The organism is Bordetella bronchialis (assembly GCF_001676705.1).
In the GTDB taxonomy this organism is placed as follows: Bacteria; Pseudomonadota; Gammaproteobacteria; order Burkholderiales; family Burkholderiaceae_B; genus Bordetella_C; species Bordetella_C bronchialis.
Genome location: NZ_CP016170.1, coordinates 722,616 through 738,359, shown reverse-complemented (window position 1 = coordinate 738,359; position 15,744 = coordinate 722,616). Strand labels below are relative to the sequence as shown.

General features: G+C 66.7%; 14 protein-coding genes. 1 reads left to right on the top strand and 13 read right to left on the bottom strand.

Translation table 11 applies throughout. From position 1 onward, the window contains the following. Positions 1-13: 13 nt before the first annotated feature. Positions 14-991: a Bug family tripartite tricarboxylate transporter substrate binding protein gene (locus BAU06_RS03155; protein ID WP_066344195.1), complete on the bottom strand. Its 978-nt coding sequence runs from the start codon at positions 989-991 to the stop codon at positions 14-16. Between the two features lie 36 nt (positions 992-1,027). After that, entirely contained in the window at positions 1,028-2,176 is a 1,149-nt protein-coding gene (locus BAU06_RS03150; protein ID WP_066344193.1) for a mandelate racemase/muconate lactonizing enzyme family protein, read from the bottom strand. Between the two features lie 225 nt (positions 2,177-2,401). On the opposite strand from BAU06_RS03150, the gene BAU06_RS03145 reads away from it, so the two are divergent. Further along, positions 2,402-3,073, top strand: a complete 672-nt coding sequence (locus BAU06_RS03145) for a hypothetical protein (RefSeq protein ID WP_335617491.1) — start codon at positions 2,402-2,404, stop codon at positions 3,071-3,073. A gap of 108 nt (positions 3,074-3,181) precedes the next feature. On the opposite strand, the gene BAU06_RS03140 is transcribed toward BAU06_RS03145, so the two are convergent. From BAU06_RS03140 to BAU06_RS03090, 11 genes are all read right to left on the bottom strand, one after another. Continuing rightward, complete coding sequence (locus tag BAU06_RS03140) at positions 3,182-3,889, bottom strand: ABC transporter ATP-binding protein (RefSeq protein WP_066344185.1); 708 nt, start codon at positions 3,887-3,889, stop codon at positions 3,182-3,184. After that, positions 3,882-4,661 (bottom strand): ABC transporter ATP-binding protein, encoded by a 780-nt coding sequence (locus tag BAU06_RS03135; protein WP_066344183.1) that lies wholly within the window; start codon positions 4,659-4,661, stop codon positions 3,882-3,884. Before BAU06_RS03135 ends, BAU06_RS03140 begins: the two co-directional genes overlap by 8 nt. Beyond that, positions 4,658-5,638, bottom strand: coding sequence for a branched-chain amino acid ABC transporter permease (locus BAU06_RS03130; RefSeq protein WP_231933984.1), 981 nt, complete (start codon positions 5,636-5,638; stop codon positions 4,658-4,660). Before BAU06_RS03130 ends, BAU06_RS03135 begins: the two co-directional genes overlap by 4 nt. Further along, complete coding sequence (locus tag BAU06_RS03125; protein WP_066344179.1) at positions 5,631-6,524, bottom strand: branched-chain amino acid ABC transporter permease; 894 nt, start codon at positions 6,522-6,524, stop codon at positions 5,631-5,633. Before BAU06_RS03125 ends, BAU06_RS03130 begins: the two co-directional genes overlap by 8 nt. A gap of 21 nt (positions 6,525-6,545) precedes the next feature. Next, positions 6,546-7,736, bottom strand: a complete 1,191-nt coding sequence (locus tag BAU06_RS03120) for an ABC transporter substrate-binding protein (RefSeq protein WP_082987944.1) — start codon at positions 7,734-7,736, stop codon at positions 6,546-6,548. Positions 7,737-7,834: 98 nt separating this feature from the next. Next, a complete protein-coding gene (locus BAU06_RS03115; RefSeq protein WP_066344178.1) occupies positions 7,835-8,641 on the bottom strand; it encodes an enoyl-CoA hydratase/isomerase family protein in 807 nt (268 codons plus the stop codon). A gap of 41 nt (positions 8,642-8,682) precedes the next feature. Further along, positions 8,683-10,245, bottom strand: coding sequence for an AMP-binding protein (locus tag BAU06_RS03110; RefSeq protein WP_066344176.1), 1,563 nt, complete (start codon positions 10,243-10,245; stop codon positions 8,683-8,685). Further along, positions 10,238-10,774: a (2Fe-2S)-binding protein gene (locus BAU06_RS03105; RefSeq protein ID WP_066344175.1), complete on the bottom strand. Its 537-nt coding sequence runs from the start codon at positions 10,772-10,774 to the stop codon at positions 10,238-10,240. Before BAU06_RS03105 ends, BAU06_RS03110 begins: the two co-directional genes overlap by 8 nt. Further along, the gene (locus BAU06_RS03100) at positions 10,771-11,589 is read right to left on the bottom strand and encodes an FAD binding domain-containing protein (protein ID WP_066344174.1); all 819 of its coding nucleotides are present in this window, start codon (positions 11,587-11,589) and stop codon (positions 10,771-10,773) included. Before BAU06_RS03100 ends, BAU06_RS03105 begins: the two co-directional genes overlap by 4 nt. After that, positions 11,586-14,630 (bottom strand): xanthine dehydrogenase family protein molybdopterin-binding subunit, encoded by a 3,045-nt coding sequence (locus BAU06_RS03095; protein WP_066344173.1) that lies wholly within the window; start codon positions 14,628-14,630, stop codon positions 11,586-11,588. Before BAU06_RS03095 ends, BAU06_RS03100 begins: the two co-directional genes overlap by 4 nt. A 101-nt stretch (positions 14,631-14,731) precedes the next feature. Next, positions 14,732-15,595, bottom strand: coding sequence for an AraC family transcriptional regulator (locus BAU06_RS03090; RefSeq protein ID WP_066344169.1), 864 nt, complete (start codon positions 15,593-15,595; stop codon positions 14,732-14,734). Positions 15,596-15,744 lie beyond the last annotated feature (149 nt).

Genomic DNA, 15,744 nt, shown 5'->3' with positions numbered 1-15,744 from the left:
GCCGATCCCTGCATTATTGGATCTTGATATCCGCCCGCTGTATCAGCTCGCCCCACTTCTTGATCTCACTGGCGACCTGCCTGGCGAACTGCTCGGGCGTGCCGCCGACGGGCTGCACACCCTGCTTGGCGAAGCGCTCGCGGACTTCCGGGTCTTGCAGCATGCGGCCCAGTTCCTGGTTCAATTTGGTCACGATAGGCTTGGGTGTCCCCGCCGGGGCCTGGATGCCGAACCATACCGTGACCTCGTATCCCCGCACGCCCGATTCGTCCACCGTGGGAATGTCCGGCAACATCGGCGAGCGCTTCAGGCCGGTGGTCGCCAGGGCGCGCAGCTTGCCCGCCTGGATCTGCGGATACACGTTCGGCACGTTATCGAACAGCATATCCGTATCCCCGCCCAGCAAGGCCGTCACCGCGGGCGCGCTGCCCTTGTAGGGGATATGGGTCATCTTGATGTCGGTCATCGAATCGAAGAGCGCCATCGACAAATGGTTGGACGAACCCGAACCCGTGGAGGCATAGTTGATCTTGCCCGGATGCTTGCGGGCATCGTCGATCACGTCCTGCACCGTCTTGTATTTCGAATCGGCGCGCACCACCAATGCGTTCTGCGTACTGCCCGCCCAGATCACCGGCGTGAAGTCCTTGACGGCGTCATAGGGCATCTTGTCCTGGTACAGGCCCGGCAGCGCGGAAAACGGCAACGGCGTCACGAGCAAGGTATAGCCGTCCGGGGCCGCGCGCGCGACGATCGTGTTGCCGATCAGGGTATTGCCGCCCGGCCGGTTGTCCACCACCACCGTCGTTTTCCACCGGGTGCCCAGGTACTCCGCCGCGGTGCGGCCCAGCGTATCGTTGAAGCCCCCCGGCGGATACGGCACCACGATGCGTATCTGCTTGTCAGGATAGGACTCGGCGGGATCGGCCGCATGCGCCGATAGCGACAACAGAAGGCAGACAGCACCGGCAATACCGTGCAGCAATTTCATCCTTGTCTCCTCGGGCCTTGGCGGCCTGTATTTTTTTCAGAATTTCACGACATATCCCGGACCATCGATGATGGGGTAGCGCTTGAAAATATCCTCGTCCACTTCCACGCCAAGGCCGGGGCCCGACGGCGGTTCGACACATCCGTCGGCGCCAATCTCGAAGATGGTGCCGAACATGTCGCGGAAGGGATTGAACGCGGACACGCAGGCTTCGAAGTAGCCGGCGTTCTCGGTCGCCGCCAGGAAATGCAGGCACGCGGCATGATTGAGCCCGGTCGCCGAACAATGCACGTGGACCGGAATGCGAAAGGCCGACGCCATCGCGCCGATGCGCATGCCCTCGGTCACGCCGCCCGTCTTGGACAGGTCGGGCTGCCAGACCTGGACCGCGCCGGCCTCCAGCATCTGGGCGAACTCGAAGCGCGTGTAGTGGTTTTCACCGGCGGCGATAGGCACCAGGGGCGTGATGGCGGCGGCCTGCCGGTAAGAGGCGAAATCGTTGCAGGCAAAGGGCTCTTCCAGCCAACCCGCCTGGATGTCGGCCAGCACCGGCATGACCCGCCGCGCTTGCGCGATGGTATACGCCGTGTTTGCATCCGTCAGGATATCGATGCCGTCGCCCAGCGCCTTGCGCACGTGGCGCACCCGCGCGATGTCGTTTTCCACACTGTCGCCGATGCGCAGCTTGATCGCGCGATAGCCCCGCTCCACATAGCCCTGCGCTTCCTCGGCCAGGGACTCCGGCGGCTGGTAGCCCAGCGCGATGCCACCCGCGTAGGCCGGAATGCGTTTCCGCGCGCCGCCCATGAGTTCGTACAAGGGCATCCCGGCCGCCTTGCCGCGTATGTCCCAAAGCGCCATGTCGATACCCGAATGCGCCAGCGCCGCGCCGGCGCCCAAGCCATGGCTGGACAGCTGCATGCGATGCACCCGCTGCCACACGCCCACGACGTCCGTGGCGTCCATCCCTTCCAGCAAAGGCGCGAGCGTGTTGTGGATCAGGCTGACGATGGCGCCGGGACTGCGGCCCGGATGGGATTCGCCATAGCCGGTTATGCCTTCCGTCGTTTCGACCCGGACCACGATGGCGTCGCGTTTGAGCGTGCTGCCTATGCCCATCACGACGGTCTTGCCCTCCGGCAATCGGTACGACAGCGGAACGGCGGTAATGCGCGCGATCTTCATGTCTCCTCCGTAGGTATATGCCGATGGCGCGCCGGACGGCCGGACCGGCCACCGCCGCGGGCACATCGTTCGGACGATACGGCCACGCCTGGTCCGCGCGTCCAGATTTTTTTCGACGACTGTATCACGCTGATCCGCCCGTGTCGCTACACTGCCCTCATGAGTCCTCATAGAGAACATTCAGGCGCAACGCGGCTGGTCTCCTACTACCGGAGCGGCGACGCCATGCAAAGCCGCGGTGTCAGCGGCATCGTGCTGTCGGGCGCCATCGACGTGCCCCCGCTCCCCGCACGCGTGCTTGCCGACTGGGAAAGGGAAACGTCGTCGCGCATGGTGCTCGATCCTGGCGACGTGGAAGCCATGCCACTGGCGCGAACACAAGTGCGCTGGCCGGACTACGCCCGCTGTGTGCGAGCCATGGCGGAATGGGCCGCCGCCTGCGGACTGCCCGGCGTGCTCGCCGCCAGCGAGATCGCGCTCATGGCGTGCCGCGGCGCCAGATACCATCACGACGCCGCGCAATATGGCGGCGCGGCCTTCTGCAATCTATTCCTGAGCGAAGACAAAGGCCTGGACCTGCATTTTCCGGGCGTCGGCCACCGGATTCCCCTGCGGCGTGGAACAGCGGTGATTTTCGACACCGCGCAGCCGCACGGTGTCATCCCGCGCCATCGGGACGGCTTCCATGAAGCCGACTTTCCGCCCGATCGGGACAACACGCAGGTATTCCTGACCTGGGAGCTCCCCATCGAAGACCCGGGTGTGCGGCAGGCGCTGCGGACCGGGTTCAACGTCGCGCCGTCGACCGCCTCGAAAATCGTCGAGGATCAAGTCCGCCTGAACGACGCGCCGGTTACGGTGTGTCCCAATACCGGACATTGGCGCCGGTTGGCTTAGCAGGCCGGCCGTTCCAAGATTCAGCGTGGTAGCGGTCGGCGACCGCCCGATGCCGGATACCGCGTCCGAATCCCGCAATCGCCATCTGGCTGGAACGCCGGGAGAACGTCACACCGCGATCGCCCGCATCAGCGCCTGCACGTCCTCCGGCCGGTCCGCGCGCCCGCTGAGCACCACCCGCCCGCGTTCCAGGGCATAGAACCGGTCGCACAGAGTCAGCGCACGCGAGACGTTCTGTTCGACCAGCAGGATGGACTGCCCGCCCGCCTTGATCTGCGCCATGACGTCGAACAAATCGTTGATGATCAGGGGCGCCAGGCCTTCCGTGGGTTCATCGATCAGGAGCAGGTCGGGCTGGCCCAGCAGCACGCGGGCGATGGCCAGCATCTGCTGCTCGCCTCCGGACAGGGTGGTGCCGGGCTGGGCCCGCCGCTCGGCCAGCCGCGGGAATCGCTCATAGATGCGAGCGAGCCGGGCGCGCGCTTCGGTGCGGCCCAGCCGGGCGCACTGCATGAAGCCCATGGCAAGGTTTTCCTCGGTGGTCAGGCCAGGAAAGATACGCCGGTCTTCGGGCACCAGGCCGATGCCGCGCCGGCAGATCCTGTCGGACGGCAGGCCGGCCAGCGAGGCGCCCCGGAACCGGATGTCGCCGCCGCTGGGCGCGGTCCAGCCCGCCACCGTCTTGACCGTCGTGGTCTTGCCCACGCCGTTGCGGCCGAACAGGCCCACCACTTCGCCCGGGCCCACCTCCAGCGTCAAGCCCTGCAGGACGTGGCTAAGCCCGTAATGCACATGTACGTCGCGCAGTTCAAGCATGCGCGGCCTCCCCGAAATAAGCGGCCTGGACCGCGGGATCGGCGCGGACGTCCGACGGCCGCCCTTCGGCCAGCTTGCGGCCCTGCGCCAGCACGATGACATGGTCGGAGACGTCCATGACCAGCCCGACGTCGTGCTCGACCAGCAGAATGGTCAGGTCGCCGGCCAGGCGCTTGATCAGCGCGGCGGTTTCCTGTGTGTCGCCATGGGACATGCCCTGGGTGGGTTCGTCCAGCAGCAGCAGCCTGGGTTTGCACGCCAGGGCTACCGCGATCTCCAGGCGCCGCTGCTCGCCGTGCGACAGCGCGCCGGCGGGATCGGCGGCCTTGGCTTGCAGCCCGAATTCCTCCAGCAGCTCCTCCACCCTGGCCTGCGCGGTGCGCGAGGCCGACAGCGGACGCAGCCCGTTCCACCCGCCGTCCAGCACCTGCGCGGCGAGCCGCAGATTCTCGGCCACCGGCAACTCGAAGAACAAATTGGTGATCTGGAACGAGCGCGCGAGCCCGGCGCGCAGCAGTGCATGAGGCGTCCAGGCGGTGACGTCGCGGCCGTCGAACGCCACGGTGCCGGCCGTCGGCCGCAAGGCGCCGCTGATGAGATTGAACAAGGTGCTCTTGCCCGCGCCATTGGGGCCGATCAGCGAAGTGATACCGCCGCGCGCGACTTGCAGCGATACGTCGTCCACCGCGCGCAGCGCGCCGAAACGCACGCTCAGGCGGTCGACCTGCAGGATGGGGCCGCCGGTGGCGGCCGTTCGGTCCGTCGTGCTCACTTGCGCCTCCGCAATGCCCCCACCAATCCGGCGGGAAAGAAGATGACCGCGATCATGAACAACAGGCCGATCACGATGAGGTGATGTTCGGTATAGGTGCCGATGATGGACTTCAGGCCAAAGAGGATGACGCTGCCGTACAGCGCGCCGATCAAGCTTCCTACCCCGCCCAGGACCACGGTAATGACGGCGTTGCCGGAGGTCTGGAAGTACAGCAGTTCCGGCGAGGCGAAACCGCGCAATACGGGGTACAGCGCTCCGGCCACGGCCGCCAGCACGGCGGCGATCACGAATGCCGCCAGCTTGTAGCGCCAGGGATCGAAGCCCAGGAACGAAAGGCGCTGAGGATTCGCGCGCAGCGCCTGCATGTTGCGGCCGAAGGGGGTATTCAGCAGGTAGCTCAGCACGCCGTACATGATCATGACGATGGCCAGGACGACGAGGAAGAAGCCCAGCGGATCCGACGCCGGAATGTCCCACGGGCCCATGCCGACGGCGACCACGGGCACGCCCATCAGGCCGTCGGAAGCACCCAGCGCCTGGATGTTGTAGACGGCCTTGGCCGCTATCTGGGCCAGGCCGAAAGTGATAAGGGCGAAATACACCCCACGCGCCCGGATGGCGATGACGCCGGCCACCAGGCCCGCCAGCGCGCCACTGGCCGCCACCACGCCCAGCATGGGCCAGAAGGAAAAGGCCGCATCGCGCAGCAGCAACCCGGCCAGATAGGCGCCGAAGCCGAAGAAGAGCGCCTGGCCCAGTGACAGCAGGCCGGCGATACCCAGCAGCAGATCGACCGCCATGGCCAGGCCGCCGAAGATCAGCGCTTCGGTCGCCAGCCGCAAATAGAAAACATTGTCCGTCAGCCAGCCCGCCAGGCCGCCGGCCAGGGCCAAGGCCACGAACGCCATGGCCAGCCCGGGACGCATGCGCGTACGCTGGTTGGCCGCGCGCGGCAACGCGATCGTATCAGCCATGGCCCAGCCTCCCGAACAGACCCTGCGGACGGAACATCAGTACGAGCACCATGATTCCGAACAACAGGGGATCCGACCACACCGGCGAGATATACAGGCTGGACAGCGCCTGGACCTGGGTCAGGAGCAAGCCGGCGATGATCGCCCCCTTGATGCTGCCCAGCCCGCCGACGATGACCACCGAAAACGCCATCAGGATGAAATCCTTGCCCATGGTCGGAAACACCGAATACACCGGCGCCAGCAGCACGCCCGCCAGCCCGGCGAGCGCGACGCCGAAAGCGAACGTGGCCGCATAGACGCGCAGCACCGGAATGCCCAGCGAGGCCGCCATGTGGCGGTCGTAGGCAGCGGCCCGCACCATGGCGCCCAGGCGGGTGCGGTAGACGACCCACCAGACAGCCCCCACGATCGCCACGCCCACCGCCATCAGGAACAGGCGGTAGGTCGGGAAGATCATGCCGAACAACTCGGTCGCGCCTGCGATGGGCGCATCCGGGCGCAGCGGGTTGGGGCCGTAGGCCAGCTTGAACAGGTCCTCCAGCACGATGGCCATGCCGAAGGTCAGCAGCAAGGTCAGGATATGGCGGTCCTTGTGGTGGAACACGCGCTGGATCAGCGCGCGCTCGGTCAGGTAGCCGATAGGCAGCATCACCAGCGGCACCAGCACCAGCGCGGCCCAGAAGTCCACGCCTATCGCCAGCAGCGACATGCCAAGGTAGGCGCCCAGCGCGTAGAACTCGCCGTGCGCCATATTGATGACATCGAGCAGGCCGAAGATGATGGTCAGTCCCAGCGCCATCAATATCACGGCCACGCCCAGCGACAGGCCGTTGACGACCTGCGGGGCGTAGACGAACTGCAGGCTTTCGAACAAGGCGTTCATGGCATCCCTTACGAATCGGGCCTACCAGCGCTTGCAAACGCTGGCATCGATGGCGTCCTTGCCGTCGACCTTGCTGACTATGGTGAAATCGCCGTTCTGGATGCGCACCACGTACATGTCCTGGATCGCCTGGTGATCCGCCGCCCGCATCGTCTTGCGGCCTTGCGGGGTATCCCATTCCAGCCCCTCCATGGCCTTGCGCACCTTGGCGGTGTCGGTGCTCTGCGCCTTCTCGACGGCGGCCTTGTAGAAGTACAGGACGCCGTAGGAATCCGCGCCATACAGATCGGGCAGGACCTTGTTCGCGCTCTTGAACTTCTCGACGAACTGCTTGTTCTCGGGCGTGTCGATCTCCGGCGAGTAGCCGACGCCGGTGACGAAGCCTTCCGCGTTTTTGCCGATGGCTTTGATGTTCTGCGCCGTGACCGCGCCGGAGACGCCGACCATCGTCAGGTTCTTGTTCATGCCGTATTCGCTCATCTGGCTGAACAGGCGCACGGTATCGTTGCCCGCCGTCGACGTATAGAAAACCTGCGGCCGGGCGGCGCGAATCTGGCCGAAATAGCTCGAATAGTCCTTGCTGTCGAGCGGCGCGAACAGGTCGCCCACCGGCTTGATGCCGCGCTGTTCGGCGGCGGCCTTGAACGCCGCTACCGTGCTGCGGCCCATTTCGTAGTCCGGCCCCAGCAGGAAGAGCGAGGCGCCCGGCTTCTCCTTGGCCAGCCAAGCGGCCAGCGCCACCGATTGCTGGCCCGCCTTCGCGTTCACCCGGAACACATTGGGCGAGCACTTATCGCCCGTGATGGCGTCGGAGAAGGACACGGTGGTGGCGATCAGCTTGTTGTTGCGCTCGGCCACCTGGCCCACCGCCAGCGTCGACCCGGAATTCACCGTGCCCGTCAGGAAATCGACCTTGCTTTGCTGGAACAGCTTCTCGGCTTTCTGCACGGCCACCTGGGGATTGGCCTCTTCGTCTTCGTACAGCAATTCCACCTTGCGGCCCAGGATGCCGCCGGCCGCGTTGATCTCGGCCAAGGCCAGGTCCAGCCCCATCTTTACCTGCGCGCCGATGGGCGCGTAGGTGCCGGACAGCGGGGTGACGACGCCCAGGCGTATCGGCTGCGAGTCTTGCGCCAGCGCGCCCTGGGTACCCAGGGCCAGCAGCATGGCCGCGGCCAGATGCACGGGAAGCTTGCGTTGCGTGGTATTCATGCGGTGTCTCCTTGTCGTTATACGCAGGCCGGCGGCCTGGCGGCACGCCGGTCGGTCCTGCGCTCTGTAGTAATGCCGCCCGTACGGGGCGGCGCGCCTCAACTGCCCTTGAAAACCGGCGCCCGCTTCCCGTGGAAAGCCTGCACGCCTTCGCGGAAATCGTCGGAGCTGCGCAGGCGGCTGTAGCAATGCCCCTCCAGCTCGATGGCCACCGACAGCGTGGAATCCTCCGTGTCGTTCAACAGTTTCTTGGCCGTGCGCTGCGCGAGCGGCGAGAAACCGACCAGTTCCTCGACCAGGCGGTCGGTGGCGGCTTCCAGCTCCGCGTCGGGCACGCACTCCGTGGCGATGCCCCAGTCATAGGCCTGCTTGCCCGGGATGCGGCGCGAACGCATGACGACGTCCTTGGTGCGCGTGATGCCGACCATCTTCTGCAGGCGGGCCGAGCCGCCGGACCCGGGGATCTGGCCCAGTTTCTGCTCAGGCAAGGCATAGAGCGTGGTTTCCGAAGCGATGCGGAAATCGCAAGCCAGCGAAATCTCGAAGCCCACGCCAAAGCAGTAGCCGCGATTGGCCGCGATCACCGGCTTGCTGCAGCGGGCCGGCGCGGCGATATTCCAGGCCAGCCTGGAAACATGCTCCGGCGAGGCGGCCAGGAATCCCTTGATATCCCCTCCGCTGGAGAAATTGTCACCCTCGGCGCGCAGCACGATGACGCGCACGGCGTCGTCTTCGTCCAGCGCTTCGAACACCAGGCGCAACTGGTCGCGCTGCGGCATCGAGATGATATTGAACGGCGGGCGCGCGAGCACGATGTCGGCGCGTTGCCGGGATTCGTCGATCTCGACACGGAAGCCGTCGAGATCGGCGAGCAGGTGATGGGCCGGATGCTTCAAGGTAGACACGGATACTCTCCTGGATGATAGTTTGCGGTCCGGTTCGGGGATCAGGAAGGATCCCGCTCGAACTCCCCGGCCACCAGACAGCGGCGCAGGATCTTGCCGACCGGCGATTTGGGAATGCCTTGCACAAAGACGTAGTCGCGCGGGCGCTTGAAATTGACCAGGTCGGACTGCCGGCAATGGTCGTCCAGCGCCTGGGCGTCGACCGGCTGGCGGCGCTTGACGAAGGCGACGACCCGTTGGCCCCAGCGCTCGTCGGGCAATCCCACCACGGCCACTTCGTCGACCGCGGGGTGCAGGGACAGAAGCGATTCGATCTCCACGGGCGATATGTTCTCTCCGCCTGAAATGATCATGTCGTCGACCCGGCCCGTCACGTACAGGTCGCCGTCGGGATCGATGTAGCCGGTGTCTCCCGTGAAGTACCAGCCGCCGCGCAGCGCCTTGGCGTCCGCATCCGGGCGATTCCAATAGCCCTCGAATGCCTCGTCGCCGGCCAGGTCGGCGATAATCTGGCCTTCTTCGCCCGGTTGCGCCAGGTCGTCCGGCCCGGATGCGCGCGACGGCGCCCCATCCAGCCGCACGACGCGGATCCGCGTATTGATGCCGGCACGGCCCGCGCAGCCGGGCTTGCGTGGCGCGTCCTGGTTGATCGCGCAGGTGTAGACCTCCGACGACCCGTAGTGATTGGCGAACAAGGTGGGCCGGAAAGCGGCGTCCAGCCGTTGGAGCAGCGCATCATGCATGGGCGCCCCGGCGAAGCCGATCTTCTTCACCGACGAAATATCCGTGCGTGCAAAGTCTTCGTGCCCCAGGATGTCGTGGTACAGCGTCGGCACCAGGTACAGCGTGGAAATGGCTTCGTCCTGGATGGCGCGCAGCACCGCCGCGGGGTCGTACTTGGGAATGCAGACGAACAGGCCGTCGACCAGCGCCATGGACAGCAGCGAACGCACCCCCATGGTGTGATAGAGCGGCATGACGCCCAGCGTGCGCTCGCCGGCCCGGTAGGTGTTCTGCGCGACGTGCGCCAGCGCGGCCGCGCGCTCGTGGCGGTGCCGCCGCGGGACGCCCTTGGGTTTGCCGGTGGTCCCCGAGGTGTACAGCATGAGCGATATATCCTCGGCGCTCGCCCGGGGCGCAAGCGTACCGGGGGCCGCGGCCCCGCCACGCAACCATTCGGCGAACGCCAGGCCCGGACGCTCGCCGCCGCCGGCATCGTCGCCCACCACGATGCCGGGCAGCGCGCGCGCGGCGGGCGATAGCCCGACCGCCTCTGCGCTTACGCCTTCGTAGGCGATCGCGCGGGCGCCCGAATCGCGCACGCAGTACTCGATCTCATCGCCCTTGGCGCGCCAGTTCAGCGGCGTCGCGATCACGCCCAGGAACTGGCAAGCCCAGTGCAGGGTGGCCATTTCCCAGCGATTGCGCAGCACCATCATCAGATGATCGCCGCGCCGCAGGCCCAGGCCAGCCAATCCGGCGGCGGCGGCGCGCACGTCTTCATACCATTCTCCGTAGCTGCGACGCACGGCGCCGTCGACGATTGCCGCGGCTGCCGGGCTGCGCTCGACGCTTTGCAGGAAGGTACGTCCCAAATCAAGCATCTGCTTCGTCTCCGCCAGGGTTCTTCTTGATAAGCCGTTCGCGCGCGGTCTCCAGCACCGCGTGGACAATATTGGTGTAGCCGGTGCACCGGCACAGATGTCCCGACAAGGTTTCCCTGACCTGCTGTTCGGTCGGGTCGGGCACGCGGGACAGGAAGTCCTTGCAAGTCATCAGGATCCCGGCGGTGCAGAATCCGCATTGCAGCGCGTGGTGGCGCTTGAAGGCCGCCTGCAGGTCGCTCATGCCGGTTTCGGCTTCCTGGTCCCGCGCCAGTCCTTCCACGGTGTCCACCCGCAGGCCTTCGGCCTGCACGGCCAGCATCATGCATGACCGCACGGCCACGCCCTCGACCTGCACGGTGCAGGCGCCGCACACGCCGTGTTCGCAGCCGACGTGGGTCCCCGTCGCGCCCAGTTCGTGGCGGATGAAATCCGCCAGCAGCGTGCGGTTGTCGCATGCACCCGTGCGTCGCTTGCCGTTCAGGGAGATGACGATGTATTCGCGCTGTCCCCGGTCCAGAACTTTCATCGGGTAGCCTCCTCGATCACCCGCCGCCCCAGGTTGCGCACCAGGTGGCGGCGATACACGGCGCTGGCATGCGGATCGTCCTGGGCGTCCAGCTGCCAGGCGAAATCGTTGATGGCCGCCGCCAGCTCGCCTGACGGCAGGCGCGGCAAGGTCAACACACGGGGTCGATCCGCCACCCCGCCAACGGCCAGGCGTATCTCGCGCTCGCTGGCCACCGCGGCGCAGGCGACGATGGCGAAATCCCCGTGCCTGCGGCTGACCTCGGCAAAGGCGTAGCGGGTCCCTGGGCGGTGCAGCGGGTAGTGCACGTCCTCCACCAGTTCGTCATGGCGGCGGGCGGTGGTCAGCATGCCTTGGAAGAAGGCTTCGGCCTCCAGCTCCCGGCGCCCCTTGCGCGACCGCAGCCCGACCTTGCCACCCAAGGCCGCCAGCGCCAGGGGCAACTCCGCGCTGGGATCGGCGTGCGCCACCGAGCCGCATACGGTGCCCCGGTTGCGGATCTGGAAATGCGAGATCTTGGGAAAAGCCAGCGCCAGCAAGGGCACTTCGTCGGCCAGCGTGGCGCGCCATTCGACGGATGCCTGCGTGGCCGATGCCCCGATCGCCAGGAAGCCGTTCCCGGGACGCGCGTAGGCCAGACTCTTCACGCGCGAAATATCGACCAGTACCCGGGGCTGCGCCAGCCGCATGTTCAACACGGCCATGAGTGATTGGCCTCCCGCCAGCACGCGGGCGTCTTCGCCGTACTCGTCCAGCAGGGCAAGCGCTTCGTCGACGGTATCGCAACGGCGGTAATCGAAGACGGGAGGTTTCATTTGGAGATCCCCAGCCAACGCAGCAGGCGCCGCCAGGCCGGCACGGACGCCGGCACCGACGCCGGCTGGCCGCCCGCCTGGCTGCCCAATTTCTCGAAGAGCTGCGCCAGCACGATCCTGGCGGCGCCTTCCAGCATGCGTCCTCCCACCGCGGCCACCTTGCCGCTGACCTCCGCCTGGTAGTCGTAGCGCAAGAGCGTGCCCGAGCCCTGGGGCTCGAGCTCCACGCTGCCGCTGCCGCGCGCCGTGCCCAAGGGGGAGATCCCCGAGCCGGACAGCCGCAGGCGATGCGGCGGCTCGAGCTCCGAAAGCGCGATCTCGGCCGCGTAGCGTGCCTTCACCAGACCCACGCCGACCGTCACGTCCGCGCGGTAGCGGTTCGGTCCGGCCGGCTGCAATTCATGGCAGCCGGGAATGACGCGGGCCAAGGCCTTGGGATCCAGAAACACGTCATAGACCGCTTCCGGCGGCGCCTGCAGTCGCACCTCGCCGCGCGCGGTCAGGCCGCGGGCCTTGCCTGCGGACGCGGCAGACGAAGCCGAAGAAGCCGAAGAAGCCGAAGAAGCGGCGTCCGCCGGCCCGGCCGACCGCCCAGGGATGCCGGCGGCAGGCTCGGGATCGGCCATGCCGATCAGGGCCATGACCCGCGACGAACTCAACGGCAGGTGGACGTCGGCCACGCCCAGCGCGTCGGCGACCGCATTGGCGATGCAGACCGGCGTGCTCATATTGTTGCCCTCGCCCAGCCCCTTGGCGCCCAGCGGCGTGAAAGGCGATGGCGTTTCCATGTGCACGATCACCGGCTCGGGCACCTCACAGGCGGTCGGCACCGTGTAGTCCGCCAGCGTGCCGGAAAGGAAGCTGCCATCGGCCCCGTAGACGAATTCTTCCATCAGCGCCGCGCCCAGGCCCTGCGCGAACGCCCCGCGGATCTGCCCGTCGGCCAGCGCCGGATTCAGGATGCGGCCGGCGTCATGGCAGGTCACGTAGCGGTCGATGCGCACCTGCCCGGTATCGCGGTCGACTTCGACCGCGCAGATATCGAACACGAAGCCGTAGGCGGCCGACGTATTGATGCGGTCATCCTCGGTGGGCGCGGTCAGCTGCTCCGGCGTCCAGAACACCGTCGCCCGCAGGCTGGGGTCTTCGCCCGGCGGGAGCAGCGCGGGCGCCCAGTGCGCGCCGCTGGACAGGCGGGCGAAGGGCAACGCCCTGTCGAAGGCCCCGTCCGGAAAGACCTTTCCGCCGGCGAACCGCACTTCCTGGGGCGCGCAGCCGAACTGACCGGCCGCGATACGCGCAAGCTTGTCACGCACCTGCACCGCGGCCAGATGCAGCGTACCGGCGACCGCGCCGGCGAAACGGCTGGAGTAGTTGCCCGCCGCCACCGACCAGGCATCCTTTTGGGTATCCAACTCGGCGTTGACGGTGATCTCCGACGGATCCAGGCCCAGCACGTCCGCCACGATCTGGGCGGCCACCGTGCGGTGCCCCTGCCCTTGCGGCGTCGAATCGATGATGGCGGTCACCCCGCCCAGCAGATCGATGGCCACCGTCGCGGCGGCCAGCGCGCCATTCTTCGGCCCGGCCTTGGCCCGCTGTTCGGGCGTCAAGGCCGTGGTGATATAGCCCATGTTGGAGATGGACGGCTCGACGATGGCCGCGTAGCCGATGCCATACAGGCGGCCTTCGCGGCGGGCCGCCTCGCGCCGGGCCCGCAATTCGTCCAGGCCGCCGTGCCCCGCCGCCAGCGCCAATGCCTTGGGATAGTCGCCGGAATCCAGCAGGGCGCCGGCAGTCGCGCGGTAGGGGAATGCGTCCGGCTGCACGAAGTTGCGGCGGTACACGTCCAGCGGATCCATGCCCAGCTCGACGGCGATGCGCTGGATCAGCCGCTCCAGCGCGAAGTAGACCTGCGGCCCGCCGAAGCCGCGCACCAGGCCGGCGGGCGTCTTGTTGGTCAGCACCACGCGGTTGCGCACGCTCAGGTTGGGAATATCGTAGGCGCCGGTCAGGCAACCATGCATGCGGTAGAAGGTGGCGGGCTCCGGCGCGCGCAGATAGCCGCCGACGTCGTCGAACTGGTCATAGTCCAGGGCCGTGATGCGGCCATCGGCCTCCACCGCGGCACGCAAGGTCGTCAGGCGGCCGGTCGCGGAGGTCGCGGCCACCAGGTGCTCAAGCCGGTCCTCCACCCACTTGACGGGCGCGCCGGCCTTGCGCGCGGCGAGGCACATCAACACGATGTACGGAAACACCGCCTGCTTGACGCCGTAGCTGCCGCCGGAATCGGGAGGCGTCTTCAGCCGCAGCCGCGCCGCGGGAACCTGCAGCGCCAGCGCCATGACGGCATGCAGCGAGAACGGCCCCTGGAAATTGGACAGGACTTCATAGCCGTCGTCGGCGGACACATGCTCGGCAGACACCACGAAGCATTCGATGGGCGTGCCCGAATTGCGCGGATAGCGCACCGTCAGTTGCACACAGTGGGGGGCCCGCGCGAAAGCGGCTTCCGGATCTCCGTAGCGGAAAACGCGGTCGCTGGGTATGTTGCTGCCCACCTTGGGATGCAGCACGGGCGCATCCTGTGCAATGGCGGCTTCTATCTCGACAACCGGATCGAGCGGGTCGTACTCGACCTGGATGTGCTCCAGGGCATCTTCGGCCAGCGCGCGGCTTTCGGCGACCGCCACGGCCACCGGCTCGCCCACATAGCGCACCGTGTCGACGGCCAGACACCAGTGTTCCATGGGTTGCTTGACGCCGACCACGAAGGGCCGTGTCCAGCGCCGGACGTCTTCGCCGACGAGTATGGCGTGCACGCCGGGCAGCGCCAGCGCGTTGGCGCCATCCACGCGAAGCAGGCGCGCATGGGCGTGCGGCGAGCGCAGCACGGCCGCGTACAGCGTGCCGGGTTTTGCGCCCAGATCGTCGGCATAGCGTCCTTTGCCTGTCAGCAGCGTGTCGTCCTCGATCCGCTGCCTGGCGTCGCCCACGTGCCGTGCGGCGCGTTGCTGGCCTGTGTCCAAGTCTCTTCCCATCAGACGCCGGTCGTTGCCGCCGCGCCCCTTGTAATGAATCGTGTGATGGGGGCAGCTTAGACAGGAGCGGGACCGGTTGTCTTACCGGGAAATCCGGCAACTTACCCTAGAGTCTGATTTTCATAGCTTTGGACGACCCGGCGGTAATCGATGGGCGCCGAGCCGATGTGCTGACGGAAGAAACGGGTGAAATGGCCGGGCGCCGAAAAACCCAGCCGGTAGGAAAGATCGGTCAGCGTGATGTCCTGCCGGCTCAGCGCCTGCAGCGCCGCCTCCATGCGCAACACATTGCTGTAGACGTTCGGCGTCAGGCTGGTGCTGCGCCGGAAGAGCTCGAAGAAATGCGCGCGCGACAGCCCGCTGCGGGTCGCCAGCGCCGCCATATCCACGGGCGCGCCGACGTTTTCACGCATATACGCCATGGCGCGCCGGATGCGCGGGTCGATGGCGCTGGTGCCGTGCTTATAAGGGATTCCCCGCAGATTGCGCCATTCCGAGAACGGGTCGATGACGGCGATCATCAGATCGAACAGGATCGCCTCCAGCCGCTGCGGCGGTATCTGGTCGGCGAAGTACATCTCCATGGCCAGGTCATCGGCCAGTTTGCGGATGCGGGGGGCGATCTCCACGCAAGGCCGCGGAAAGAACTGGGGATGGGCGGAAACCCAAAGCTGGCGCTGGATATCGGCCAGCCAGGAAGGCTCTATGTACAGCGCCAGGATGACGGTGCGGGGCGCCATGGGGCCGGGATGCTCGTAGGAGTGCAGCTCCCAGGCATTGACCAGCACCGCCGTATCGTCGGTCAAAGGGTTGAGACGATCCCGTACGGAAAAAAACGTGTCGGCCCCGCTGGCCTTGATCAACACATGGCAATGGTGATGCGCATGCGGGATCAGCGGCTTGTCCATGTCGAGCAGCGCGACCCGCCCGAACCGGCCGTGGAAGATTTTGATGGCCGTTGACAAATCGTTCTCCTCATCAGCACCCTGTCGCTTTCTCGTAGCTCTTCTGTGTTCCCATTATATGAAGGGTCGCCCCCCCGGCGGCGTCTTGTGCACCGCACCCATAATATGGCGGATCCAAAGTCCACTTGACTCAATTCGACCCCAGCAGC

Excerpts from the sequence above, each read along its gene's own strand:
- BAU06_RS03145 (WP_335617491.1), top strand. The coding sequence starts at position 2,402 with ATGCAAAGCCGCGGTGTCAGCGGCATCGTGCTGTCGGGCGCCATCGAC.
- BAU06_RS03150 (WP_066344193.1), bottom strand. The coding sequence starts at position 2,176 with ATGAAGATCGCGCGCATTACCGCCGTTCCGCTGTCGTACCGATTGCCG.
- BAU06_RS03125 (WP_066344179.1), bottom strand. The coding sequence starts at position 6,524 with ATGAACGCCTTGTTCGAAAGCCTGCAGTTCGTCTACGCCCCGCAGGTC.
- BAU06_RS03100 (WP_066344174.1), bottom strand. The coding sequence starts at position 11,589 with ATGAAACCTCCCGTCTTCGATTACCGCCGTTGCGATACCGTCGACGAA.
- BAU06_RS03110 (WP_066344176.1), bottom strand. The coding sequence starts at position 10,245 with ATGCTTGATTTGGGACGTACCTTCCTGCAAAGCGTCGAGCGCAGCCCG.
- BAU06_RS03140 (WP_066344185.1), bottom strand. The coding sequence starts at position 3,889 with ATGCTTGAACTGCGCGACGTACATGTGCATTACGGGCTTAGCCACGTC.
- BAU06_RS03095 (WP_066344173.1), bottom strand. The coding sequence starts at position 14,630 with ATGGGAAGAGACTTGGACACAGGCCAGCAACGCGCCGCACGGCACGTG.
- BAU06_RS03120 (WP_082987944.1), bottom strand. The coding sequence starts at position 7,736 with ATGAATACCACGCAACGCAAGCTTCCCGTGCATCTGGCCGCGGCCATG.
- BAU06_RS03105 (WP_066344175.1), bottom strand. The coding sequence starts at position 10,774 with ATGAAAGTTCTGGACCGGGGACAGCGCGAATACATCGTCATCTCCCTG.
- BAU06_RS03155 (WP_066344195.1), bottom strand. The coding sequence starts at position 991 with ATGAAATTGCTGCACGGTATTGCCGGTGCTGTCTGCCTTCTGTTGTCG.
- BAU06_RS03130 (WP_231933984.1), bottom strand. The coding sequence starts at position 5,638 with ATGGCTGATACGATCGCGTTGCCGCGCGCGGCCAACCAGCGTACGCGC.